29 protein-coding genes are annotated in these 23,892 nt (G+C 39.6%); 22 read left to right on the forward strand and 7 right to left on the reverse strand.

Translation table 11 applies throughout. The features are described 5' to 3' along the window. Positions 1-22: 22 nt before the first annotated feature. On the reverse strand, positions 23-898 hold the full coding sequence (locus MHB65_RS11750) for a DMT family transporter (protein WP_342443728.1): 876 nt from the start codon (positions 896-898) through the stop codon (positions 23-25). Positions 899-1,104: 206 nt separating this feature from the next. Between MHB65_RS11750 and MHB65_RS11755 the strand changes: the two genes are divergently transcribed. Then, positions 1,105-1,596 carry an Lrp/AsnC family transcriptional regulator gene (locus tag MHB65_RS11755; RefSeq protein ID WP_342443607.1) on the forward strand — a complete coding sequence of 164 codons (492 nt, stop codon included), beginning with the start codon at positions 1,105-1,107 and terminating at the stop codon, positions 1,594-1,596. A 436-nt stretch (positions 1,597-2,032) separates the two neighbouring features. On the opposite strand, the gene MHB65_RS11760 is transcribed toward MHB65_RS11755, so the two are convergent. Continuing rightward, entirely contained in the window at positions 2,033-2,434 is a 402-nt protein-coding gene (locus MHB65_RS11760) for a hypothetical protein (protein WP_342443608.1), read from the reverse strand. Positions 2,435-2,560: 126 nt separating this feature from the next. On the opposite strand from MHB65_RS11760, the gene MHB65_RS11765 reads away from it, so the two are divergent. Together MHB65_RS11765 and MHB65_RS11770 are read left to right on the forward strand one after the other, a co-directional pair. After that, a complete protein-coding gene (locus tag MHB65_RS11765; protein WP_342443729.1) occupies positions 2,561-2,839 on the forward strand; it encodes a helix-turn-helix domain-containing protein in 279 nt (92 codons plus the stop codon). A gap of 50 nt (positions 2,840-2,889) precedes the next feature. Further along, a complete protein-coding gene (locus MHB65_RS11770; protein WP_205443400.1) occupies positions 2,890-3,273 on the forward strand; it encodes a VOC family protein in 384 nt (127 codons plus the stop codon). 49 nt (positions 3,274-3,322) lie between these two features. Here MHB65_RS11770 and MHB65_RS11775 read toward each other — a convergent pair whose 3' ends face one another. Further along, a complete protein-coding gene (locus tag MHB65_RS11775; RefSeq protein ID WP_205443402.1) occupies positions 3,323-3,496 on the reverse strand; it encodes a hypothetical protein in 174 nt (57 codons plus the stop codon). Between the two features lie 91 nt (positions 3,497-3,587). After that, positions 3,588-4,433 carry a copper amine oxidase N-terminal domain-containing protein gene (locus MHB65_RS11780; protein WP_342443609.1) on the reverse strand — a complete coding sequence of 282 codons (846 nt, stop codon included), beginning with the start codon at positions 4,431-4,433 and terminating at the stop codon, positions 3,588-3,590. A gap of 207 nt (positions 4,434-4,640) precedes the next feature. Between MHB65_RS11780 and MHB65_RS11785 the strand changes: the two genes are divergently transcribed. The 3 genes from MHB65_RS11785 (at position 4,641) to MHB65_RS11795 (ending at position 6,340) form a co-directional block, all read left to right on the forward strand. Then, complete coding sequence (locus MHB65_RS11785) at positions 4,641-4,805, forward strand: hypothetical protein (RefSeq protein ID WP_004230164.1); 165 nt, start codon at positions 4,641-4,643, stop codon at positions 4,803-4,805. A gap of 99 nt (positions 4,806-4,904) precedes the next feature. Next, the gene (locus MHB65_RS11790; RefSeq protein ID WP_342443610.1) at positions 4,905-5,396 is read left to right on the forward strand and encodes a GNAT family N-acetyltransferase; all 492 of its coding nucleotides are present in this window, start codon (positions 4,905-4,907) and stop codon (positions 5,394-5,396) included. Positions 5,397-5,401: 5 nt separating this feature from the next. Further along, entirely contained in the window at positions 5,402-6,340 is a 939-nt protein-coding gene (locus MHB65_RS11795; protein WP_342443611.1) for a DUF2268 domain-containing putative Zn-dependent protease, read from the forward strand. Positions 6,341-6,363: 23 nt separating this feature from the next. On the opposite strand, the gene MHB65_RS11800 is transcribed toward MHB65_RS11795, so the two are convergent. Both MHB65_RS11800 and MHB65_RS11805 read right to left on the reverse strand, forming a co-directional pair. Continuing rightward, positions 6,364-6,843 (reverse strand): DinB family protein, encoded by a 480-nt coding sequence (locus tag MHB65_RS11800; protein ID WP_342443612.1) that lies wholly within the window; start codon positions 6,841-6,843, stop codon positions 6,364-6,366. A gap of 88 nt (positions 6,844-6,931) precedes the next feature. Next, positions 6,932-7,549: a LysE family translocator gene (locus MHB65_RS11805; protein ID WP_342443613.1), complete on the reverse strand. Its 618-nt coding sequence runs from the start codon at positions 7,547-7,549 to the stop codon at positions 6,932-6,934. A gap of 202 nt (positions 7,550-7,751) precedes the next feature. On the opposite strand from MHB65_RS11805, the gene fabZ reads away from it, so the two are divergent. The 5 genes from fabZ to MHB65_RS11830 all read left to right on the forward strand — a co-directional run bounded on the left by fabZ (position 7,752) and on the right by MHB65_RS11830 (position 10,212). Next, the gene (fabZ, locus tag MHB65_RS11810; RefSeq protein WP_342443614.1) at positions 7,752-8,177 is read left to right on the forward strand and encodes a 3-hydroxyacyl-ACP dehydratase FabZ; all 426 of its coding nucleotides are present in this window, start codon (positions 7,752-7,754) and stop codon (positions 8,175-8,177) included. Between the two features lie 18 nt (positions 8,178-8,195). Beyond that, the gene (locus MHB65_RS11815) at positions 8,196-8,375 is read left to right on the forward strand and encodes a hypothetical protein (protein WP_342443615.1); all 180 of its coding nucleotides are present in this window, start codon (positions 8,196-8,198) and stop codon (positions 8,373-8,375) included. A 92-nt stretch (positions 8,376-8,467) separates the two neighbouring features. Continuing rightward, the gene (locus MHB65_RS11820) at positions 8,468-8,962 is read left to right on the forward strand and encodes a hydroxymyristoyl-ACP dehydratase (RefSeq protein WP_342443616.1); all 495 of its coding nucleotides are present in this window, start codon (positions 8,468-8,470) and stop codon (positions 8,960-8,962) included. Continuing rightward, positions 8,946-9,404, forward strand: a complete 459-nt coding sequence (locus tag MHB65_RS11825; RefSeq protein ID WP_342443617.1) for a DinB family protein — start codon at positions 8,946-8,948, stop codon at positions 9,402-9,404. The genes MHB65_RS11820 and MHB65_RS11825 overlap by 17 nt, the downstream gene beginning before the upstream one ends. Before the next feature lie 10 nt (positions 9,405-9,414). Next, positions 9,415-10,212: a polysaccharide deacetylase family protein gene (locus MHB65_RS11830; protein WP_342443618.1), complete on the forward strand. Its 798-nt coding sequence runs from the start codon at positions 9,415-9,417 to the stop codon at positions 10,210-10,212. Between the two features lie 42 nt (positions 10,213-10,254). Here the strand turns inward: MHB65_RS11830 and MHB65_RS11835 are convergent, their stop codons facing one another. Beyond that, positions 10,255-10,521 carry a translation initiation factor 2 gene (locus MHB65_RS11835; protein WP_342443619.1) on the reverse strand — a complete coding sequence of 89 codons (267 nt, stop codon included), beginning with the start codon at positions 10,519-10,521 and terminating at the stop codon, positions 10,255-10,257. 133 nt (positions 10,522-10,654) lie between these two features. Between MHB65_RS11835 and MHB65_RS11840 the strand changes: the two genes are divergently transcribed. The 11 genes from MHB65_RS11840 (at position 10,655) to MHB65_RS11890 (ending at position 23,890) form a co-directional block, all read left to right on the forward strand. Next, positions 10,655-11,425, forward strand: coding sequence for a GNAT family N-acetyltransferase (locus MHB65_RS11840; protein ID WP_342443620.1), 771 nt, complete (start codon positions 10,655-10,657; stop codon positions 11,423-11,425). Between the two features lie 300 nt (positions 11,426-11,725). Beyond that, entirely contained in the window at positions 11,726-13,240 is a 1,515-nt protein-coding gene (locus MHB65_RS11845) for a S41 family peptidase (protein WP_205443420.1), read from the forward strand. 56 nt (positions 13,241-13,296) lie between these two features. After that, on the forward strand, positions 13,297-14,199 hold the full coding sequence (locus tag MHB65_RS11850) for a CobW family GTP-binding protein (protein WP_342443621.1): 903 nt from the start codon (positions 13,297-13,299) through the stop codon (positions 14,197-14,199). A 431-nt stretch (positions 14,200-14,630) separates the two neighbouring features. Beyond that, positions 14,631-15,320 carry a CAP domain-containing protein gene (locus MHB65_RS11855; RefSeq protein WP_342443622.1) on the forward strand — a complete coding sequence of 230 codons (690 nt, stop codon included), beginning with the start codon at positions 14,631-14,633 and terminating at the stop codon, positions 15,318-15,320. A 102-nt stretch (positions 15,321-15,422) separates the two neighbouring features. Continuing rightward, positions 15,423-15,734 carry a helix-turn-helix domain-containing protein gene (locus MHB65_RS11860; protein WP_342443623.1) on the forward strand — a complete coding sequence of 104 codons (312 nt, stop codon included), beginning with the start codon at positions 15,423-15,425 and terminating at the stop codon, positions 15,732-15,734. A 206-nt stretch (positions 15,735-15,940) separates the two neighbouring features. After that, on the forward strand, positions 15,941-16,270 hold the full coding sequence (locus tag MHB65_RS11865; protein WP_342443624.1) for a hypothetical protein: 330 nt from the start codon (positions 15,941-15,943) through the stop codon (positions 16,268-16,270). A gap of 216 nt (positions 16,271-16,486) precedes the next feature. Further along, on the forward strand, positions 16,487-16,762 hold the full coding sequence (locus tag MHB65_RS11870; RefSeq protein WP_342443625.1) for a hypothetical protein: 276 nt from the start codon (positions 16,487-16,489) through the stop codon (positions 16,760-16,762). A 528-nt stretch (positions 16,763-17,290) separates the two neighbouring features. Further along, positions 17,291-20,245 (forward strand): EAL domain-containing protein, encoded by a 2,955-nt coding sequence (locus MHB65_RS11875; RefSeq protein ID WP_342443626.1) that lies wholly within the window; start codon positions 17,291-17,293, stop codon positions 20,243-20,245. Between the two features lie 120 nt (positions 20,246-20,365). Continuing rightward, complete coding sequence (locus MHB65_RS11880; protein WP_342443627.1) at positions 20,366-21,799, forward strand: spore germination protein; 1,434 nt, start codon at positions 20,366-20,368, stop codon at positions 21,797-21,799. Then, positions 21,796-22,824, forward strand: coding sequence for a GerAB/ArcD/ProY family transporter (locus tag MHB65_RS11885; RefSeq protein WP_342443628.1), 1,029 nt, complete (start codon positions 21,796-21,798; stop codon positions 22,822-22,824). The genes MHB65_RS11880 and MHB65_RS11885 overlap by 4 nt, the downstream gene beginning before the upstream one ends. Then, complete coding sequence (locus MHB65_RS11890; protein ID WP_342443629.1) at positions 22,814-23,890, forward strand: Ger(x)C family spore germination protein; 1,077 nt, start codon at positions 22,814-22,816, stop codon at positions 23,888-23,890. The genes MHB65_RS11885 and MHB65_RS11890 overlap by 11 nt, the downstream gene beginning before the upstream one ends. The last annotated feature ends 2 nt before the right edge of the window (positions 23,891-23,892 follow it).

Below are 23,892 nucleotides of genomic sequence, written 5' to 3' on the forward strand. Positions count from 1 at the left end.
GCATGTACCGAAAGAGATGGAGTTAGAGCACAGCCTGTGGTGTCTTCGCTTTAAAATATGTGAATAAATAGCACCCCATAATCACGATGATTCCCCCAATGCCTTGCAGCCAGCTTAGCTGTTCTCCGATAAATAAAAAGGCGAGCAGGGCTGTAAAAATGGGATTGAAATTCAGGAAAATACCAGAGGTTGTGGCACCTAATTGCTGAACGCCAATATTCCAAAGGACCATACAAACTACTGTAGAGATGACCCCTGTATAAAGAATTGAAAGAATGAAAGAAGAGTCGATTTTGGAAAAGGTAAAATCCGTAATCGTGAATGGAACTAGGATGAGCACACCAAACAAGCCTGCATACAATGTCGCCATTAAAGGAGAGGTTGTTTTCATAGCCCACTTACTACAAACGGAGTAAAGTCCCCATACACAAACGGCTGCCACCATCCATAAATCCCCTGTATTCAATTGGAAATTCAGTAATTGCTGCCAATCTCCCTTTGAAAGGACAAGAACGACACCAAATAAAGAGAGGATCATCGCTAAAAGCTGCAAGCCATTTATTTTTTCTTTCAGAAAGGCAAAGGAAAAAAGGGCGATGGACATGGTATTCATCGTTGAAATAAGACCAGCATTCGTGGAGGTTGTTCGTTCCAACGCTAAAAATTGAAAAATATTAAATAAGGCAACACCTGTAATGCCCATCAGGAATAAAGGCACAAGAGCCGACTTGGCAGGAACTAATTTCTTCTCTTTCCACCAAACCAAAGGTAGAAGGACAATCACCGCAATCAACCATCTGACCATCGTTAATGTCATCGGAGAGGCATGCGCCACCAGCGTCTTAGCCACAACAAAATTGCCTCCCCATAGTAAGCTTGTGACGAGCATTAAGCCCATATAAAATTTGACCACAGTATAGGAACACTCCTTTTGCTTTTATGTATAATAAGAATCATAGCACTATTGGTGATTTACCAGTATAATATTTTGTGTAAATGAAGAAATTCGAAATAATTGAAAGTTATTTAACGATTATTGAAATAATGTTTTGAAATCGTGTTCAAAACCTGCTTGTCTAAAAATAATCAAAAGAGGAGAAAGCAATGGAAGATATAAAAAATAAAGGATTAGATAATGTGGATCTGCAAATCTTAGCCATTTTGCAGCGAGAGGTTCAAATGAGCAACGCAGAATTAGCTAGACGGGTGAATTTATCCCCACCTGCAACCCATACAAGGGTGAAACGCCTAGAAAATGAAGGCTATATTGATCAACAAGTCGCGATTTTAAATCAGGAAAAATTAGGATTTGATTTATTGTGCTATATTTTTATGAGCACCAATATTCATCAGGAAAAGGAAATAGAGGAGCTAGAAAACAGCTTGAAAACAATGACCGAAATTTTGGAATGTCATTGCTTAACAGGTGCCTATGATTATTTGTTAAAGGTTGTCATTCGTGATCGTAAAGACTTGGACCAATTCATTCGAAAATTAAATAAGCTGGGGATCTCTAGAATTCAAACGAATTTATCCTTACGGGAAATTAAATATTCCACAGTGCTACCAATCGAAGAAAACAGCAAGCCTGAGTGAGTTAATTCGGGCTTTCTGTTTTTTAGTTATCATGAGGATCTTTTGTTATTTTATCTATTATAGCGGTCGAGGCCTACTCACGAAAGGGTGGCAGCCGCTCTGAATGAGGAGGGAAGCGCTCCAAAATGGTTAGATTCCGCTCTAAATGAGGAGGGATTCGCTCCAAAAAGGTTGGCAGCCGCTCTAAATGAGTAGAGAGCCGCTCCAAAAAGGAGAGCAGCTGCTCTAAATGAGTAGTGACCCGCTCTTAAAAGGTGAGTAGCCGCTCTAAATGAGTAGAGAAGCGCTCCCAAAAGGTAAGCAGCCGCTCCAAAAGAGTAGTGACCCGCTCCAAAAAGGTTAGCAGCCGCTCTGAATGAGTAGAGAAGTGCTCCTAAAAAGTGAGTAGCCGCTCTAAAAGAGTAGTGACCCGCTCCAAAAAGGTAAGAATCCGCTCCTAATGAGTAGAGAAGCGCTCCCAAAAGGTGAGCAGCTGCTCTAAATGAGTAGAGACCGGCTCCAAAAAGATGAGTAGCCGCTCTAAATGAGTAAAGAGCCGCTCCAAAAAGGAGAGCAGCCGCTCCAAATGAGTAGAGACCCGCACCAAAAGAGTAGAGACCCGCACCAAAAAAGTGAGTAGCCACTCCAAAAGAGTAGAGGAGTGCTCCAAAAAGGTGAGTAGCCGCTCTAAAAGAGTAGTGACCCGCTCCAAAAAGGAGAGCAGCCGCTCTAAAAGAGTAGAGAAGCGCTCCAAAAAGGAGAGCAGCCGCTCTAAATGAGGAGGGATCCGCTCCAAAAAGGTAAGAATCCGCTCTAAATGAGTAGAACTCCGCTCCAAAAAGAATAGACCCCGCTCCAAATGAAGAGAACCCCGCTCCTAAAAGATTCACCCCGTTCAAATAAGGAGTCCACACGTACAAAACTCAAGCAACCTACAAGTTGCTTATAGTTGACATGCAACCGTATAGTTGCCTATAATCGAGCTATGAATTGGGACAAAGACGCTGTTTTTAAAGCACTTGGGGACTCGACTCGGCGACTTATATTAGATGAGCTAGCTGAGCGGGATGAGATGACGTTGTATGAACTGACGGTGCGTCTTCTAATGAAACATGAACTTTCTATTTCGAGGCAGGGGATTGCTAAACATCTCTCTGTATTGGAGGGGGCTGGACTCGTCATATCACAGCGGAAGGGAAAATATCGAGTGATTCTTTTCAATAAAGAACCGCTAAAAGATTTGCTGAAAGGATGGGTAGAGTAAAGCTTTCATGTGAAGGATGCTTCTTAACGACTCAAAAGGAGGAAAATAAATTGAACATTATTGTCAACAGTATCTTTGTACAAGATCAGGAAAAGGCACTTGCATTTTATACGGAAAAGCTAGGATTTGTAAAAAAGGAGGATGTTCCATTAGGAAAACATAGATGGCTAACGCTTGTGTCGCCTGATGATTTAGAAGGGACTGAGCTATTACTTGAGCCAGATGAGCATCCTGCCGCAAAGGACTATCAAAGCAAGATTTTCGCTGAAGGAATTCCAGCCACGATGTTTGGAGTCGCTGATTTAGACAAGGAGTACACACGTTTACTGGAGAAGGGCGTTGAATTTACGATCAAGCCGACAAAAGCGGGGGAGGTCACAATAGCAGTTTTCAATGATACATGTGGCAACCTTATTCAAATTATACAAAGATAGTTTATAGAAGCGTGTTTTGATATCATTTTATCAAAACACGCTTTTTACATTATTCAGCCATTGTCCAACCTTTGTCATAGCCCAAGGCATGGAGGTTTTCTTTTGGCTGCGCATTTACGGTCTGTTCTTTAGCTTCGGCTTCTTCGCTGGGCGGAGCTTCTTCCGACGAACAAGCAGATAAAAGGAATAGTAGCACAATACTTAATGACAGGAATTTCTGCATGAGGCAAACCTCCATCAATCAATCGTTGATATGAATATTTTGCACATTTTCATACAGAATATGTTGCGTATAGCTGCCATCAAAAAATTTTTTAAGCGACTGTATTACTAATAATTTTGCTAAATCCATTGTTATATGCACTTTGAATTAGTTGCTGAATTGACTTTACGGCTTGTTCAGAGAATAAATACCAGCTATCCTCTGTTGTATCATGTAGTAGAACTTTAGGATAGCCTTGTAATAGTTCCTCAGGGAAAGGTTGATTTAAAGTATAGATATCATATTGTTTGACACTGTTATTGTCATGGCTCATAAAATCAAATTGACCAAGCTTATAATAAGATCCCGGAGCTTCTAGATTAAAGTGCCAATAATATTCTTTCGGAGCCTCTACTTTGTCGCCTTTCTTTTCTTGGAAAATGTTGAAAAGCGCTTGGTGATAGGCATGGCCCTTAATATCCTGAATGACACCACCCATTGTCATATGATATTCATAGCGAAGCATCTTGATTTTTTCACCTTCAATTAGCAATGGTTCAGTCGTAATATTCACTGTCCCTTGATTGTAATGCACTTGACTGCCAAAAGTTTCGGCAATAAAGCGGATTGGTACATAGGTGCGATTATTTTTCATGTATGGCTGTACATCCAATTGCTCTGTTTCACCATTTTTAATGACTGTTCGGTTATTTAGATTCAATTTAACGGTTGCTTGATCCATTGAAAGGGTGATTTGGGCATCCTGCCAATGAACTTGCGCACCAAGGTTTTCACTGATCACACGCAATGGCACCATTGTTCGATTGTTTTTTTGCTCAGGTGCTGTATCAGATTGTACCACAACATCGTCGATTTTGATTTGTGTTGTTGCAGCCTCAGCGGGCGTTGCCATCCACAGCATCGTTGTTAGACATAGCCCTGTAAAAATTTTCTTCATGGTAATAAACCTCCTTTACTCATAACACTTACCACCTTCGAAATTTTACCATAATATTCTTCTATTTATAATAAAAATATTACTATTTTTAATCTCTTTATATCATCAGATATACAATGACACAAAGTCTACATCGCTATAGCTACTTTTTGACAGCGTATAATCTGTATTTGTTCTCGAATACTAACGCTGAAAGGAGGTTATTGAATGAAGTTTTTGACATGGGGCATTGTTGGTGCGGCATTATTTGCTGTGATGAAAGGCTATGGGAAATCCAATCAAGGACAGAAGGATAGCTTTCAACAAACAACGACGCCTGTACAATTAGTCGCCAATGCGAATCCGCTGACAGCCAATACACCGAAACAGTAGAACAAAAGCTTATAGATTACTTTGATCTATAAGCTTACTATAATTTTACATAAATATCCTATCATTGGTATAATAGATTGCGAGAAAAGGGGTGTATAGATGCTTGATTTTACAAACTATCATGACGATGATTTAGAAGAAATTCTGCAATTATTTTACGAAACTGTACATAGTGTAAACGCTCAAGATTATTCACAGGCACAATTGGAGGCTTGGGCACCGTTAGCAATGCAGCCAGTTAGCGTAGCGGCTTGGCAGCAGTCTTTAAGAAATAATAAGACCTATATCGCAAGGGCGCATCATCAAATTGTTGGCTTTGGAGATATGACAATGGAGGGTTATTTAGATCGTCTTTATGTCCATAAGGATTTCCAGGGTCAGGGGATTGCCTCCGCCTTAGTAGATTTACTAGAAGCGGACGCAAAAAAGCTTGGTCTTACTCATATCTCCACAGATGCTAGTCTTACAGCGAGACCATTTTTTGAACGGAAAGGGTACCAAATCATGCAAACACAAACAGTCGAACGACAAGGCATATCGTTAATGAACGTTAGCATGGTTAAAAGATTTATTGATGGAAAGGACGGATGAAAAGGATGAATTATGTAAAGGGTTTTGTCGTATTAATGATGCTATGCTTCATGCTTAGTGCCTGTGCACAAACAGAAAAGCCTTCCCATGAAAAACCAGATGTAGAAAGTATCACGGTTTCATTTGAACATCCTGAAACAAAGCAACCATTTAAAATAATTCATGCTTATGAGCTTTTTCAAAACTATACAGAAAAGGTAGAAAGTGACCCAGATCGTTCACCATTGGACATCTATCGAGAAGAGGTCGTTGATCCAGTTTATAGTGCATGTTTTGAGAATGGTGAATATATAAATATGGCTGAGACAGTGTTGAATATCACGCCCAAACAATTGAAAGAAAATCAATTATTAAGCGAAAAAATTGATAGGGAAGCAACTGAAAAGAGTATCAAAGAGGGTCTATTCAAATCTTCTGAATTTCTTCCAACTAATAATGAAACAACGGTATGTGTGTTTCCAGCCACAGATGTTAACGCGAATATGGTAACGATTGGTGCAGGTAAAATAACAGCCCTCTATAATAAATATTATACTGATGAATTTATCAGGGCAATTATAGCTCATGAATATCATTATAGTGTTGCAACTGAAAAACGTCCACGTAGTGAAGGGACGGTGTTAGATCATCTCATATTTGAAGGAAGGGCAGTGATGTTTGAAAAATTAGTTTATCCTGATTTGAACTTTACGCGAGTTGATTTAGATTACAACAAAGTTTACTGGTCAGATGTTGCAGCAGATTTGGATAAGCGGAATCTGATTCGTGCATTAGAAATAATTAGGGGTGGAAATGGTCTACCCTATGAATATGGCTACAGTGAAGGCTATAAAATGGTAAAATCCTATGTTGATTTGCATCCCAATGTATCGATAGAGGAGTGGACTGCTTTAAGTCCGAAAGAAATTTTTGAGAAGGGAAACTATCTCGAAAACTATCAATAAACAAGTAAGCAAAAGACCGAGTATCAAACGCGGTCTTTTGCTTCGTTTAGGCATCGATGAATGGTTAAAATTGCTTGTAAATGCATCCCTTCATGAAAGATGGTGCGTAGGAGTACTTGTTCAATGGTCTGCATACCCATGTCAATAGGTGGGAATTCTTCAGCTAATCGATGTCCAAATCGCTCCTTTAAATGAGAGGGCTGCTGAGCCAAATACGTTTTTAACTCCTCAAAGGTTGGCGTTTCGTCGTCAAAATGTATAGGCGATGTACCAAAACCAAACCATTTCTTGAAAACGTCTAGCTCCGCATCCTTTTCTTTTGTTAAAGCCTCTATCCATAAATATTGATCGAGATAGATATGGCCCATATTCCAGCGAATATGATGATGAAAACCAGCTGGAATGATGTTTGCCTTTTCTTCTGACACATGCTCTAGTAAATAGAGTAACTCGCTACGGTAATGTGCTAACTGCTGAAATAAATTTTCTTGGCGTTGATTCAAGTTCAAGCCTCCTTTTTAATATGTATTGGCTAAAATTCTCCATTTTCCTGCCAAAAAAGAAGAACACTTTTTTGTGTTCTTCTCCAATTCATCTACTTTGTGTCTGTAATGCTAGACGGACACCGAGACCGATATAAACGAAGCCAACTGTTTTTTCAAGCCAGCGTGAGCTACCGCTTGTTTTCGTAAAGATTTTTTCGCCAATGAAGCTTGTCATAACCGCTAGTAGGATTGTATATAAAGCACTCATCACGACAAATGTAATACCAAGTGTTAGCAATTGGCTTGTGACAGATTGCTCGTTATGCTGAACAAATTGCGGTAAGAAGGCAAGGAAAAACAGTGCCGTCTTTGGATTGAGGATTTCTGCTAAAAAGCCTTGGCGGAAGGACGTACTAGCAGGACTTTGTTCGACAGTCGGTTGTTCGATTTTCTTTGGTTTTGTAAGGAGCATCTGAATACCTAAGTAAACAAGGTATGCCACACCAATATATTTCACCACTTCAAAGGCAGTGGCTGATTTCATCAAGATAGCGGAAAGACCTAAAACAGCCGCTAATGTATGAACCAAGTCACCGAGACCGATGCCTAAAGCTGTATAAATACCATTCTTTTTCCCGCTTTTTAATGTTTGCGTAATGGTAATAATCACCGCAGGACCTGGGATTAAAAATAATAAAAGAACTATTGCGATAAAAGATAACATGCGAAACCATCCTATTCTAATAAACTAATCATTCTAGGGTGAATGCATGGAATATTATATTCTAGCTGTTGTGTGGCTGTCGATAAAGAAATATTGAAAAAATAATGAAAAATAATTCAGAAAACTACTAATTATATTTTATTACCTAGTACTAATATTTAGTGTTAGAATAAGGGTATAAAAATATTTTGGAGGAATTCATATGTTAACAGGTCAACAAATACAAGCTATTTTGCCTCACCGTTATCCATTTCTTTTGGTGGATCGTATTATGGAATTAGAGGAAGGAAAGCGCGCAGTTGGAATGAAAAATGTGACGATCAATGAAGCGTTTTTTACAGGTCATTTTCCACAGTATCCTGTGATGCCAGGTGTGTTAATTGTTGAAGCATTAGCACAGGTTAGTGCAATAATTATGCTGACAAAGGCAGGGAATGAGGGGCGTTTAGGCTTATTGGCAGGAATTGATCATTGTCGCTTTAAGAAACAAGTAAAGCCTGGTGATCAGCTGCGTCTTGAGGTAGACATCACACGAGTAAAGGGAGCAGTTGGGAAAGGTAGAGGAATTGCCACCGTAGATGGAGAAGTCGTTTGTGAAACAGATCTTGTTTTTGCGTTTGGATCATAAAAAAATGGAGGTGCTCCGTTGAATTACACATTTATGCTTTATATCGCCATTTGTATCATGCAAATAACGCTATTGGTGAATAGTACGATTGCTAAAGGTGCTTGGAATGGGTTGACAATGTGGCTCTGTACGGCGGTTTTTGTTTTCGCAACAGCTATTTTCGGATTGAGTAGAGGACGGCGAAAAGACAATCAATAATAAATGACTTTGCTTGATAACGTACTACACGACTCTCTTTCCTTCATATAGTGAATGGAGTGAAAGTTTTAATGATGAGAGGGTGAGGAGGTTTGAGGGTCGCCATTATTGAAAAAAATGAAGAGCAGTTAAAGCCAGAGCAAGCGTTGGCGCACGATTTTTGTGATCAATTTGTCCTAAAGATGCATAAAAATATACTGCATAAAAAGCTTGATAAAGATGTGTATCAGTCCTATTTTGTTATTTTTCAGCAACAATATACAAGGCAGGAGCTGCGATTTATCGTCCATCTGTTAAAAGCACAGGCAAATGAGATACTACGTATGAAGCCCATGTTCATTACAATGAGTGGTGTCATTCTATCCGTTTTTACGTTCATAGTTATCACCATAAATAGTAAGCTCCTGTTAGGCATGTCACTTGTCCAAATCGTCGCATTAGCCGTCTTGAGTTTTCATGTCGTCATTATATGGATTTCCTTTAAAATTGAATTCGAACATAAGCGAGTGCAGGCGGTGATTGCTTTATTGGATTATTACGTAATCATTGATTCCGAAGGGAGTGACCTTCATGCAAAAGACCGTTGATCAATTACATTATTGGCTTATAAAAGTGCCAGAAGTATTTCATGTCATGACAGAAGTGGAAAGTACAAAACGACCTGCTCCGAAAAAATGGTTCAAAAAGGAGGTAATCGGTCATTTATGTGATGCGGCTATCGTCCATCTTGAACGATTGCTTCAAATTCAGTATGAAGCTTCACCCTATGTAGTGACTACATACGACCAAGTACAATGGGTCGCGTTACAGGGCTATCAGGAATTACCAATAGAAGATATCTTATTGTTATGGACAAGCTTAAACAAAAAAATCATGTATGTGCTGGAACACCTAGCTGAAGAGACATTGGCTCTTCCATGTATGATCAATCAGCAACAAAGGACTTTGGGATGGTTGATTGAAGAGTATATACAACATTTGGAACATCATATCCACCAGCAAATTTTAATGGATGAATGCGAAACGTAGGCATTTTTTTATGAAATCCTCAAATAATAAGGTACGAAAAATTATTTGGGGACGTGAACATGTGAAAAAGTTTTTATTGTTTTTACTACCAATTAGTCTCATCACGGTGTCGCTTTTTTATGTAAAAGTGAGTTCTTCTGAAAATAAAGGAAGAAAGTATTATGAGGAAGCAGGTCAAATTCTTTGGGAAATTCAGACAGATGAAAAAATCATTGCCTTAACATTTGATGATGGGCCACATCGCAAATATACAGCAGAAATCCTGGATGTATTGGAAAAATACCATGCGAAAGCAACCTTTTTTATTGTCGGTCAAAATGCGGAAAAAAATCCTGAGCTGATTACAAGAATGTATGAAGAAGGACATGAATTGGCCAATCATACCTTTACACACCCTTTCAAGACAAATGTACCTAATTTAATGAAGGAAATACAACAAACAGATGAAGTGATTGCAGGCATTACAGGCTATCAGCCAACATTATTTCGACCAGTAGAAGGACAATATACCGATGCGATGATTGATGCCATCGCAAAAGAAGGCTATAAAGTTGTGATGTGGTCCTGGCATTTAGATACACTTGACTGGAAAAGCCCTGGTGTCAATCGCATCGTGAGTACGGTATTAAAAGGTGTAAAGGCAGGCAATATTGTACTCTTTCATGACGGTGGGGGAAACCGAGCACAAACAGTCAAGGCAATGGAGCAAATCCTACCAGAGCTTGAAAAACAGGGCTACCAGTTTGTGACAGTTTCTGAATTATTGGAAATCCAAAGGACAAATAAGAAAATGGAAAAAAAACAGTAGTGTTGAAGTGATCCATCTTCAGCACTACTCTTTATGTAAAGGTTATTTTAACATTTTTTTGATTTGCTTCAGCTCAGCAATTAAATAATCGATTTGCATCTGCATGTGATCGACTTTGGCTGTTTGATTACCATTATTTGTTGGAGAAGAATCATTCTTCGCATTTTGTAGTGACTCTAGGGCTAGACCAGCTGCGATGGTCTGTATGCCATCCCCTAACGTTGAAATGGCTGTGCCGATATAGGCTAACTTTGCGATATAAATATCCATTGAATCATTGTCCTGGTTCTGTTTATTATTTCTTCCCATTTTTCTGCCTCCTTACGTTTGTCATTACTTGCATCATATGCGGCAACAAGTGAAAAGGCGATTCCTATTGTATTTGAATGAATCACTAAAAATGGTAAAATTAGCACAATGAACGTATTGGGGGGGAATAGCCATGGCGCAAGTAGAGCTGATTGAAATGAATGGTGAGCTGCTAGAGGGAATGGGCAGCTATTGTTTACGAAGCAAGAAGAAAACAGTGGGCTATCAAAACAAAAACAAATGGCTTAATCAACAATTTGAAAAGGGCTTACATTACATACAAGTGCTTGAAAATCAAAAGCAAGTAGGTTTTATAGAATATACAGATGCGGAATACTCTTCAAGGGTTGTGCATGCAGATGGCTATGTGGTGATTCATTGTTTATGGGTAAGTGCAGTAGGCAAGGGCTATGGTACACAATTATTGAAGAGATGTTTAGAGGATGCCAAGGAACGTGGGAAAAAGGGAGTGGTGGTCATCACCAATGACCAAACTTCCTGGACGCCAAGCAAGGATTTATTTTTACAACACCAATTTCAACCTATTGCAACAGCACTCGATGCTTTTGAATTATGGGTGTTTCCATTTCATGAAGGCGTTGAACTGCCATACTTTCCTGATAATTGGCAGGAACGATTAACGAGGTTTCCTCATTTAACGATTTTACGTTCTTTTCAATGTCCTTATGTAGACGTTGCCACGGAGAATATTCAACTAGCTGCGAAAAAATTAGGGTTGCTGCCAGAGTTGGTGGATCTTCAAACGAGAGAAGAGCTGATGGAGAAAGCACCGACGCCATATGGTATTTTTTCAGTGGTTTATAAAGGACAATTGATTTCCTTCCATCGATTAACCGTGCATTCCGTTTATAAAAAACTGCAAAATCTCTTGAATAATTCCTGATTGTTTGCAACTTTTTGAGACACTGGCACGTTATATTCTTATAGCATTTCTATGATTCTTTGAGTTTTTTGTTGACTGCTACTAGGAAATGAGTAAAATTAAAAGGCAGTACCATAATATGCCTAAACTTAGTAGTATGATGGGTGAATAGGTGCTGGAATGCTCGTTAGAATGAAGCATGATAGGACAAGGTCTGTCATGAAACTTTGACAGTCTTTTTCTTTTCGTCTTCTGGATAACCTGTTAAGATGGTAGTAGTGTGACAACAAGTTAGTGTAAATGAGAGTGGTGACAATCAAGATGGATGAACAGAAAAAAGAAAGTACAGAACAGCAGCAGGAGCCGACTCCAGCTGAAATAAAGCCGGCAGGACAATTTATACAGCTAAAACCGTTTAAATTTATCATGCTAATGTTCTTTACGATTCTTATTACGGCAGGTTTAACGATTTTTGCGTTAACCTTTGGTGATAAGAAAGTAGTAGAAGTGAAAGTTCCGATTGAACGAGAGGAATTTACAAAATTATATGAAGCATTTGATTTACTGAAAAATAACTATTACCAAGATATCGATGATGAAAAAGTGGTCGATGGTGCGATCAATGGTATGTTTGAGGCATTAGGCGATCCCTATTCCGATTTCATGGTAAAGGAAGAAGCAGATCAATTTAATTCTGGCTTATCTTCGAGTTTCCAAGGAATTGGTGCAGAAATCCAAGAACGTAATGGTTATATTACAGTTGTGTCACCTATCAAAAATTCTCCTGCTGAAAAGGCAGGCTTATTACCAAAAGATATTATCTTAACAGTTGATGGGAAAAGCATTCAGGGCTTAAGTGCAACAGAAGCGGTTGCCTTAATTCGCGGTGAGAAAGGAACACCCGTGAAATTAACGGTGAAACGCGGCGAAAATACAGAGGCTATTCACATGACCATTGTTCGTGACGATATCCCAGTAGAAACCGTTTATGGTGAAATGCTTGATGGCAATATTGCCCATATTCAAATTACATCATTTAGTGAACAAACAACCAAAGAGCTTGAAAAAATCCTTGCTGAGTATGAAGGCAAAGGAATGAAGGGCATTGTCTTAGATCTACGTCAAAATCCTGGTGGCTATTTAACGGCTGCTGTCGATATTTCTAATTTCTTTGTACCAGAAGGAAAAGCGATTGTGCAGGTACAAGAAAAAGATGCAGAGCCTCAAATTACAAATGCCATTGCAGGTAAAAAATATAACCTACCAATTACAGTACTTGTCGATAGTGGTAGTGCCTCTGCCTCTGAGATTTTAGCAGGAGCATTAAAAGAATCAGTCGGTGCCAAAGTTGTAGGTGAAACATCCTTCGGTAAAGGGACTGTCCAAAATGTAACACCATTAAAAGACGGCTCGAATCTGAAATTTACAACAGGTAAATGGTTAACGCCAAACGGCAACTGGATTAATGAAAAAGGCATTGAGCCTGATGTTAAAGTTGGTTATCCATCGTATGCCTCTTTACCATACTTGAACGCCTCTTTAGAAATGAAGACAGGCCTACAATCTGACTCTGTGAAAGCAGCAGAGGAGATGCTTCAAGTGCTAGGGTATGAGCCTGGTGAAGTAGATGGAATCTTCGATGACAATACAGCGCATGCAGTAGAAGAACTACAAGCAGCGAGTAATCTTGAAGAAACAGGTATTTTAACAGGCAATACAACGTATGCATTAATGGATGCTATACGTGCGAAAATGAAAGCCGATGATCCTCAGTTATTAAAAGCGAAAGAGCTCCTTGTAGGAACAGCTGAAAAAACGGAGGAAACAACAAACTAACAGTGTAGCTGTCGCAGCAGTCGTCTGCGACAGCTTTTTTTATAGGAGGAACTAGAATGAAAGATGTGTACCTATTTAGTGGCTTTTTAGGGAGTGGCAAAACATCCATGCTGACAGATGTCATTCGCCAGCTAAAAGAAAAGAAATACAAGCCTGCTGTTATTATGAATGAGCTAGGGAAGCTGCCATTTGACTCACAGGCAGTGGAGAAGGATATCCCGCTCAAGGAGATGCTGGAGGGCTGTATTTGCTGTTCTGGTGCTGAAAAAACGGAGGCACAAATTCAATCTCTTCTATTAGATAGTGATTTTGATGTGCTCATTATCGAAACAACAGGCGCAGCACATCCTGTAGAAGCATTGGATGCTGTTTTTTCACCGCTATTTGCAGATCAGCTCAATGTCAAAGGCATTATCACCGTGGCTGATTCTAAGCTCTGGCTACACCGTGATACATTAACACCACAAGTGCGCTCTTTATTTATGGAGCAAATTCGCCACGCACACCTCTTATTAGCAAATAAAACCGATTTATTAACAGAGGCAGAGCAAGGGCAGGTCGTCTATGAACTGCAGGGCTTGAACCCACATGCTTTTATTTTGCAAACAACAAATGGACGCGTACCGCTCAGCCTATTAGAAGGCTTAGAGGCAACGACACAAATTGATAAAACAGCCATTGTCAAAGCGCCAATAGCCTCAATGCAGCTAGGTTCCCGCGTAGTGGATTTCACAGATCAGGAATTTACACAGGAGCATTTTGAGGATTGGGTGCGTGCATTACCCGAAACGATCTATCGTATGAAAGGCTATGTACCGATTGAGGGCATCAAAAACCCAATGTTGTTCCAATATGCTTATGGAATGGTCCAATGGCTCCCAGAATATATAAAAATGCCAGCAAAACTTGTTATTATTGGAGAGAATGTTGGTGCATTACCTGTTATTGGGGTGAATTGAAGAAGAAAGCAACCTATGAATTTCTGCCATGTACAACCTGTGTAGTTTTACGCAGGTTGTTTTATTTTTATGTAAATGAAATGTAACGCTCTTGTAACATAAATGTAATATAAGATTGGCAATAGGCTACGACACTAGCTGTCTCTAGGACGATTCAACGATAGCAATGAAAAAAAGAGGTTAAAAACCGAGTGCATAAAACATGCGTTTTTTATTCATGTTTTCGAAAATATCTACTAGTTTAAGAGGGGTGTCAACCCTCTTTCAAACGTAAGTATTTCATAGATTGGTTAAACCTGCTAAAAAATAGCGCGAAAAAAACGTGATTTTCCGCGCATTTTCTTCTTCGTTGGCGATGTTAGCAAATGTTGGTAAGATTTTAATGAAAATCATCCCTTACGATTAGTGGCAGACAAGGAGGAATTGCAAACATGAAAAAAACACTAACAGCAATTTGTGCAACATTTCTTTTAGCAGCTCCAATTCAAATAGCTTCTGCTGCTGCAAATACAACAGAGGGGAATTCCGTACAGCAATCAACGAACTGTAAAGTTTATTATTATAAATGGTCAAACAACAATCATAAGTGGACAGTCAAACTTCCACAGGCATCTACACCATCTAAAGAGACGCCAACAACAAATAATACAACACCAACAAAGCCAAATAATAATCAATCATCACAAAACGAAAAGCCAGCAACACCACCAACTACTTCAACACCATCAACAACAACTTCAGATGTGAACGCATTTGAACAAGAAGTAGTAAAATTAACAAACGCTGAGCGTACAAAAGCTGGTTTATCACCACTTCAAACGGATGCGAAATTAATGGTTGCAGCGCGTGAAAAATCACAAGATATGCAAACAAACAAATATTTCTCACATACGAGCCCAACATTTGGTTCACCATTTGATCGTATGAAAGCTTTAGGCATCGCATATAAAGGTGCAGGTGAAAACATTGCTCAAGGTCAACGTTCTCCACAAGAAGTAGTACAAGCGTGGATGGACTCACCAGGACACCGTGCGAACATTTTAAACGGTAAATTTACGCACATCGGTGTAGGTTACGTGAAAACAGGTAACTACTGGACACAACAATTTATCCAAAAATAATCATTTATTAATAGAAAGATGCTCTACAAGTCTGTAAAGGCTTATAGAGCATCTTTTTTTATTGATTTAATGGTAAAATTTGATGAGAAAGGGGGGATAGAATTGAAACAATATAGCATAGCCATCGCGATTTTCTCATTGGCCATCTCTTTTGTGATAGGAAGCTGGCTCATCGCTACTAGTTTAAGGGAGCAACCAAAAGAACCCGTGCAACACCAGCTATTGTCACAAGAAGAGGCCGCTGATTATTTAGGAATTCGTGTAGTGGAAGTGCTAAAATTAACAGAAATCCCAAATGGATCAAATAGTTACATAAGCGAAATCCCTCATGTGAAGGTAGGGAAGAAAGTCTATTATCCGAAGCAAGCCATGGATCGATGGCTACTGGATATGGAATTAATCGTTGTACCCTAAGGAAAAATACTGTAAAAGGAGCTTTGCGGAATCACTATAAAAAAGCGTGACCTTGATGATAAAGAAGTGCGGGAATCTTAATAAAAAGAGCGCTTTTTCTTTGAAAAGGAGTGGGAATCCAAATAGAAGGAGCGCTTCCCTCTGAAAAAGGAGCGTCTATCCGGATAGAAGGAGCGCTTCCCCTTCGAAAAGGAGCGTGAATCCTGATGAAAAGAGCGGTTCCCTCTGAAAAAGGAGCGGCTATCCGGATAGAAGGAGCGCTTCTACCTCAAAAAGGAGCGTCTATCCAGATAAAAAGAGCGCTTCTCCCTAGAAAAGGAGCGGGAATCCAAATAAAAAGAGCGCTTCCCCCTGAAAAAGGAGCGGGAATCCTAATGAAAAGAGCGCTTCCTCCTGAAAAAGGAGCGGGAATCCAGATAAAAAGAGCGCTTCCGCCTAGAAAAGGAGCGGGAATCTTAATGAAAAGAGCGCTTCTACCTCAAAAAGGAGTGGATATCCGGATAGAAGGAGCGCTTCCCCTTCGAAAAGGAGCGTGAATCCTAATGAAAAGAGCGCTTTTCCTTTGAAAAGGAGCGTGAATCCAGATAAAAAGAGCGCTTTCTCCTCGAAAAAGAGCGTCTAACCTGATGGAAGGAGCGCTTCCGCCTAGAAAAGGAGCGTCTATCCTAATAGAAGGAGCGCTTCTACCTCGAAAAGGAGCGTGTATCCAAATAAAAAGAGCGCTTCCCCTTCGAAAAGGAGCGTGAATCCTAATGAAAAGAGCGCTTCCACCTAGAAAAGGAGCGTCTATCCTGATGAAAAGAGCGCTTTCTCCTAGAAAAGGAGCGGTTATCCTGATAGAAGGAGCGCTTCCGCCTAGAAAAGGAGCGTCTATCCTGATAAAAAGAGCGATTCTACCTCAAAAAGGAGCGGTTATCCTGATAGAAGGAGCGCTTCCCCTTCGAAAAGGAGCGGTTATCCTGATGAAAAGAGCGCTTCTACCTCAAAAAGGAGCGTCTAACCTGATAGAAGGAGCGCTTCCCCATTAAAAAGGAGCGTGTATCCAAATAAAAAGAGCGCTTCCCCTTCGAAAAGGAGCGTGAATCCTAATGAAAAGAGCGCTTCCACCTAGAAAAGGAGCGTCTAACCTGATGGAAGGAGCGCTTCCGCCTAGAAAAGGAGCGTCTATCCTAATAGAAGGAGCGCTTCTACCTCGAAAAGGAACGGGAATCTTAATGAAAAGAGCGCTTCCCTTTGAAAAAGGAGCGTGAATCCTGATGAAAAGAGCGCTTCTACCTCAAAAAGGAGCGTCTATCCTGATAGAAAGAGCGCTTTCGCCTAGAAAAGGAGCGGTTATCCTGATGAAAAGAGCGCTTCTACCTCAAAAAGGAGCGTCTTCCAATCAAAAAAGAGCGCCCTCCAATCAAAAATAGTCACCCTCCATAGAAGGAGCGCCTCCTCAGCGGAAAAAGGTCGGTGAAATAATTATTTCTCTTTTTAAAATAATAGTTTTTAAAATGTATTTTGGGGGAATTGATAAATAAGTAGTGGGTAAAAAGTAGGGAGAGGTGAGATGGATGAAAAAGCCGAATTTATTAAAGCAATTTTTTACAAAAGAAGAAAGTACGCATACGATTGCGCTGGCTACAGCTCAAGACCATCGTTTGTTTTCATATGCCATGTCCTTTGCCAAGTATCACCCCGATATGATGATTGTGTTTTCGGCAGATGGTGAAATTATTTATGTGAATCAAGAGGCACTCTATCAACTATTACAATATCGACCTAGTCATGCAGAGGATTTTAAGAAAATTCTGACCGAGGCAGATTATAAACGGTTAAAAAGAGCGTTCAATCGAACATTACGAGGAAAATTGGTCAAAATTGATATTGAAAGGCTACAGCATCAAGGACAAAATCTAAGCCTCGTGCTGACGTTTATACCGATCAAAAATGATGATAATCAGGCGGAGGGGCTCTATTTAATCATTGAAGATATGTCCACTTATTCAGCCATGAAGCATCAGTTAATGCTCCATGAGAAGCATTTGAATTACGCCCAGCATATTGCGGCAGTTGGGAGCTGGGAGTACTTTATTCAGCATGACAAACTGTATTGCTCGGATAATTTTTATCATATCTTTGGCTTTGAGCGTTCAGATAATGATGGCATTGATCGCGCGTTCCAGTTCATTCATCCAGATGATTATGAAAGGACCTACGATGCATTTAATCATGCACGGAAAGGGACTAATTTTGACAGTGACTTTCGAATTTATCACGGTAAAACCAATGACCTGCGTTTTTTACAAGCGGCTGCCGAAGTGATATGGAAGGATGACAAGCCCTTTAAGATGATAGGGGTTGTCAAAGATGAAACGGCTTTCAAACTACTTGAGCAAACGTTAAATGACACACTAGCCAATTACCATTCTATCTTTGACAATTTAGATGCAGGGATTTGGATGCGAGATTCCATTAGGGGGAATATGCTGTTCGCCTCTAAAGGACTAGAGGGCATTTTAGGGATTCCGTTAGCCAAGCTTTACGAAGACTCAGAGGTATGGATTAATATGATTCATCCTGCTCATCGTGAGGAAGTATTAGCGTATACGGATCATCTCGCTTCAGGCAAGAGCTATCAAGTGATTTATCGTATACTCACAAGTGATAACCAGACCAAGTGGTTATTGGAACAAATTGTGCCAAGACTAGATGAGGAGGGCGAGGTGAACCATATTTTCGGCTTAGTAACCGATATTACAAAGGAGATCGAACGGGAAAAGAAGCTGAATTATTTAGTGTATTATGATGAATTAACTGGTTTACCGAATCGGTTGAGCTTGCATGATAAAGTCGATACCTTATGCGTAGCTGGCGAACCCTTCGCGCTATTATATATTTCCATTAATCGCTTTCATGTATTAAATAATGCGCTCGGTACGAAAATTGGTGATGAGCTTCTTCGAACGGTGACCAACTATTTTTCAACGCTAACCGATGATCATAGTTACATGGCACGCCTAGACAATCAGCATTTTATCATTGTCATTAAAAAATATGTGAGCAAGCAGCATATTTACGCATTGGCTAGCCGTTTGCTGAAAACTTTTGAAACACCTCTTTCCATTAATGACTATCGCCTGCACCTATCTGCTAGCATTGGCATTGCTTTTTATCCAGAGGAAGGCTTAACGAGAAACATCTTGTTAGAAAATGCGTACTCTGCTTTGTGCTACGCGCAACAGCAGGGAAGGAATCGCTTTCATATTTATGCCTTTACCGAAGATATTACTTCCTATAAGCATTACGTGTTAGATCGCGATATGCGACAAGCAATGTTAAATGAGGAATTTGAGTTATATTTTCAACCATTGGTAGAACCGCAAAAGGGGATTATTTATGGGGCAGAGGCGTTAATCCGTTGGCATCATAAAGAATGGGGCCTTGTATCACCTGGTGAATTTATTCCATTAGCGGAAGAAAACCATATGATTCATATCATTACAGATTGGGTGATTAAAAAAGCATGTACTTTGTTACAGCACTGGAAACAGCAAGGACATGTGTTGCGAACAATTAGCATTAATATATCGCCGATTCGTTTGATGAAAAAGGGCTTTATTCAGTTTGTACAAGAGCAATTACAGATCAATTCGATTGACGCGCATTATTTACAGTTCGAGATTACCGAAAGTACCATCTTAAAAAATAGTACAAGTGTGATGACCGTTTTAAAGGAACTGCAAGAAATCGGTGTCAAAATTGCCATTGGTGATTTTGGAACAGGCTACTCATCCTTAGAATCATTGCGAACATTCCAACCAACGACACTCCATATCTATGAAGCGTTTATTCGTGAAATTCGTCATGATCGTCCGATTGAAAATGGACTCATTTCCACAACAATTTATTTAGCAAAAATGCTCGGTATTCAGGTAGTGGCAAAAGGGGTCGAAAGTTACGAGCAATTTATCTTTTTAAAGCAACAAGAATGTGATTATGTGCAAGGCAGCATCTATGCGAAGGCAGTCCCTGCAAAAGCCTTTGAAAAAATGCTGGCACAAGGCGTTTTAACACCGCCAAAAGCCATTGCTCATAAAAAACCCGTGGTGGAGAGACGCAAATATTACCGCTTCCAATTCCCAGCCTATGTGAAGGGCTTCATGACGATTATCGAAATGAATGAGCAAAAAATTAATATCGGTCATACCCCTATCATCATCGAAAATATTAGCTTAGGAGGCATGAAGATTCGCTCTTCTTTAAAGCTACCAGTTAATCAAACGATGAAGTTTAAATTTAGCTTTATTTTGATGAATCAATCATTTAACTTAGAGGGTACATTTAGATGGACTTTAGAAGAAAAATATCAAATCTACTCTTATGGGGTCGCCTTCAATTTGACGCAGGAGGATGAAGGGAAATTAGCCCCGATCATCAATCGAATGACAACCTTGCATAATAACCATGAAAAAATAGAGGGAACACCCTTTATGTATGAGGATATCGAAGCTTATTTTAAAAAATAGCATATCATGAAGATGCCCATTTGTTCTTAAGGGCATCTTTTTTCATGGCATTGTATCCCGCTAGCTCCGCGTTTGAAATAGAAGAAAAATGCTTATACTCTCCAGTAGAGGAGGCGTTTTATGGATAAAGTGAAGTATATGATGAAAAGCCTGCAAAAGGCATTCTACCATTCCTCGGATTTGACCATCAGACAAATAGATTGGCATGAAGGGAATACGGCTATTTTATGCTTTTACGCTTCTCTAGTTGATGCGAAAGAAGTTCAAAAAATACTGGATACGATTTATGCACGTTTAGATACAGAAAAACCTTTTTGGAGTGAAACCTTACTTACGACATTGCAAAGTTTTTCCTTGCCACAAGCGATTGAACGAGTTTGCCAGGGTGAAACACTCGTGATTTTGCCTGACACGGGTGAGATGCTGACACTCAACATCATTAATGAGGTACGTCGAAATCTCGAAGAGCCGATTAACGAACATATTCTTCGTGGCTCCCATGAGGGGCTTATTGAGCGAGCGGATACCAATTTAGCCTTGATAAGAAGGCGAGTGAATAATCCTGCCCTTGTCGTAAAATCTTTCTCGATTGGTCATCAAACCAAAACAAAAGCCTATTATCTGTATATGGATGGGGTTATACAGCCTGAGACCTTACAGGAGATTGAAAAGCGAATTGCAGCGATTCAAATCGACTATTTTTATAGTATTGGTCAATTAAGTGATGCCTTAGAGGATTCGGTGCTATCGCCATTTCCTCAATTGTTAAATACAGAGCATCCGGATCGGGTGGTAGCTAATCTAGTGGAGGGCAAGGTTGTGATCATGACCGATATTTCCCCTTCTGCTTTAATTGGTCCTGTGACGTTTTTCTCTTTCTACCAAACACCCGATGACTACAATGGTCGGGTTGTCGTTGGTACCTTTTATAAAATAGTCCGTTTGCTGTCGTTTATAACGGCGGTTTTTTTACCAGCTTTTTATATAGCAGTGATTAGCTTTCACTTTGAGGTACTGCCCTTAGAATTAAGTAATCAAGTGAAAAATGATGTCAACGATATTCCTTATCGACCACTAATCGAAGCCCTCATACTGGAGATTATTATGGAGCTTATTCGTGAATCGAGTATTCGCTTGCCACAATCGGTTGGGCAAACGATTGGAATCGTCGGGGGATTAGTAATAGGAGATGCCATCGTTAGTGCGGGGTTAGTGTCGAATTTAATGATCATTGTCGTCGCCCTAACGGCTATTTCAAGCTATGTTGTGCCATCTGTTGAATTGAATAGTACGATACGTATGCTACGTTTTCCGTTTATGGTACTCGCCTCATTGTTTGGGTTTTTAGGGATTGTCGTGGGGATTGTTATTTTACTCATTCATCTTATCAGTTTAACATCTATCAAACAGCCGTATTTTTCACCCATCGTACCTTTTCAGCCGAAAGCAGTGTTTAAAATTTTTTTACGCTGGCCATTCATTAAACCAACAGTCCAAGTCACTTCCTTTCAACCGCCGAACGATGAACAGCTAAAAAATGAGGATACACCATGAATTTTTCTTTATCCAAGGCGCAATTTTTTTTACTACTATTTATCATTCAAACAGGTGTTGTCTACATTGCCTTCCAAACACCATTAATCATTTACAGTCAACACAGTGCTTGGGTTGTTTTTATTTTAGCGAGTGTCATTCATTATGGCCTGTTATGCTTGTTTGAACAGTATTATCCGTATTTCTATTTAAATGGATTTTTTCGCTGGGTCTATCAAATCTATTGGCTAGTTTTAAACGCTGTATTGATTGCCTATATGGGGTATGTTTTAGCCACATGGGTCTTACCACAAACACCTGAATGGCTTGTAGTTGGGATGATTGTAGGGCTGTCCTTGTATGCCAATCTTGTAAGACCAGAAACGGTCATCAACATTGGTGTCATGCTCATACCTATCATTTTCCTCTTCGTGATCTTTTTAATGCTTGCTGTTCCAGATTTAACGTGGAGTAATCTTTTTCCCGTTGAATGGCACAATACGAAACTAATCATGGCGGGCTTGATTCATAGTACCTATGCTTTTTTTGGAATTGAAATGTACCTTATTTATCGACCGTTTCTAAAACAAGATACACAAGTGAAAGGTCGGCCTTTATTCATCTACCAATTGGTCCTTTTTGTATTTTATATGATTTCCGTGCTTTTTACGCAAATGTTCTTTGCCCTAGAGGAAATTAAACTGATTCCAGAGCCAATCATGTATATTTTAAAATCACAGGAAGTGACATTTGTTAAAAGACTTGATATTTTCTTCGTCTATATTTGGCTATCGTGGTCTATTGTCACGGTCATGATTTTTGGTCTGTCCTTTCGCGTGCTATATTTTTCTAAAAAGAGGAAGCACCCGAAGCGGAGTATTGTCATTTACCATCTTTTACTAGCGATTCTACCGCTCTTTGTAATGCAATTTCAACAAATTGAGTTTATCAAAAATTCTTTACACTATGTATTACTAGTGTTTACTTTTCTACTACCAATAATCATTATGTGTTGGAATAAATGGAGGGGAAAACGTGTTTCGTAAAGGGAGTATCATCATCTTATCTATAGTACTAGTGGCTGGCTGTTGGGATGAACGCCTTTATAAAAACGCTTCTGTTGTGACGCTCGTTGGTGTGGAAGGATATGTTGGGGATTATAAAGGTTATTATGCCTATCCGAATACAACAACTCAGCAAAATGAAGTGATTGAAGCGGACGGGATTTCACCGAGAGACGTGCGCACGAATGCCAATTTGAAAGTTGAGCAAACACTGGATTTATCGGAGCTATCAACCATCCTAATAGCCGATTATACGGTGAGGAAACCCATTTATGATGTCTTGGACATATATTTTCGCGATCCTAAAAATCCGATTTCCATTAAAGTGGCGATAACAGAGGGGGATGTCAAACCATATATTGACTTAACAAAGGATTTAGCAGGAAGTGCCGGCTCCTATTATGAACGCTTTATCGAAAGCACAGAGGAAAATACATTTTTTCCGAAATTAGATTTACAGACGATTGGCTCCATGCTATTTGAACAGACCGTTGATATCGTACTTCCTTATTTCCAGCTAAGTGAGGATAAACAACATGCTGTGGTGGCTGGATTAGCCTTGTTTTCAGGTCAAACGTTTACAGGCACAGTATTAACACCAAAACAATCGCTCATCATGCTTATCTTAATGAATCAATCGAACAAACAAGCACGTATGAGCTATATGTGGAAGCATGACGGGAAAGAAATGCCGATTACAGCAAATGTCATCCATATAAAGCGTAAATGGACAGTGAATGAGGAACTAAGAAGAATAACGATGGATTACCAAGTCGAGGTGGAAATCGAAGAATTCGCCCAAGATCATTTATATAAAGACCCGATTTTTAAGGATGTTCAACAAATGATTCAAGAGCATGTGCAGGCTGAGTTTGAGGAGGTTATTCGTATTCTTCAGAATCAAAAGTCTGATACATTAGGAATTGGTCGCTATATTCGCGCTTATCACCCGAAAATGTTCAAAGAAGACTGGCATGCTGAATATGCTTCCTTACAGCTAGTGCCGTCTGTTCAAGTGAAAATCATTCGTACAGGTGTTCTACGTTAAAA

Source organism: Lysinibacillus sp. FSL K6-0075, assembly GCF_038592945.1.
Classification (GTDB): Bacteria; Bacillota; Bacilli; order Bacillales_A; family Planococcaceae; genus Lysinibacillus; species Lysinibacillus fusiformis_F.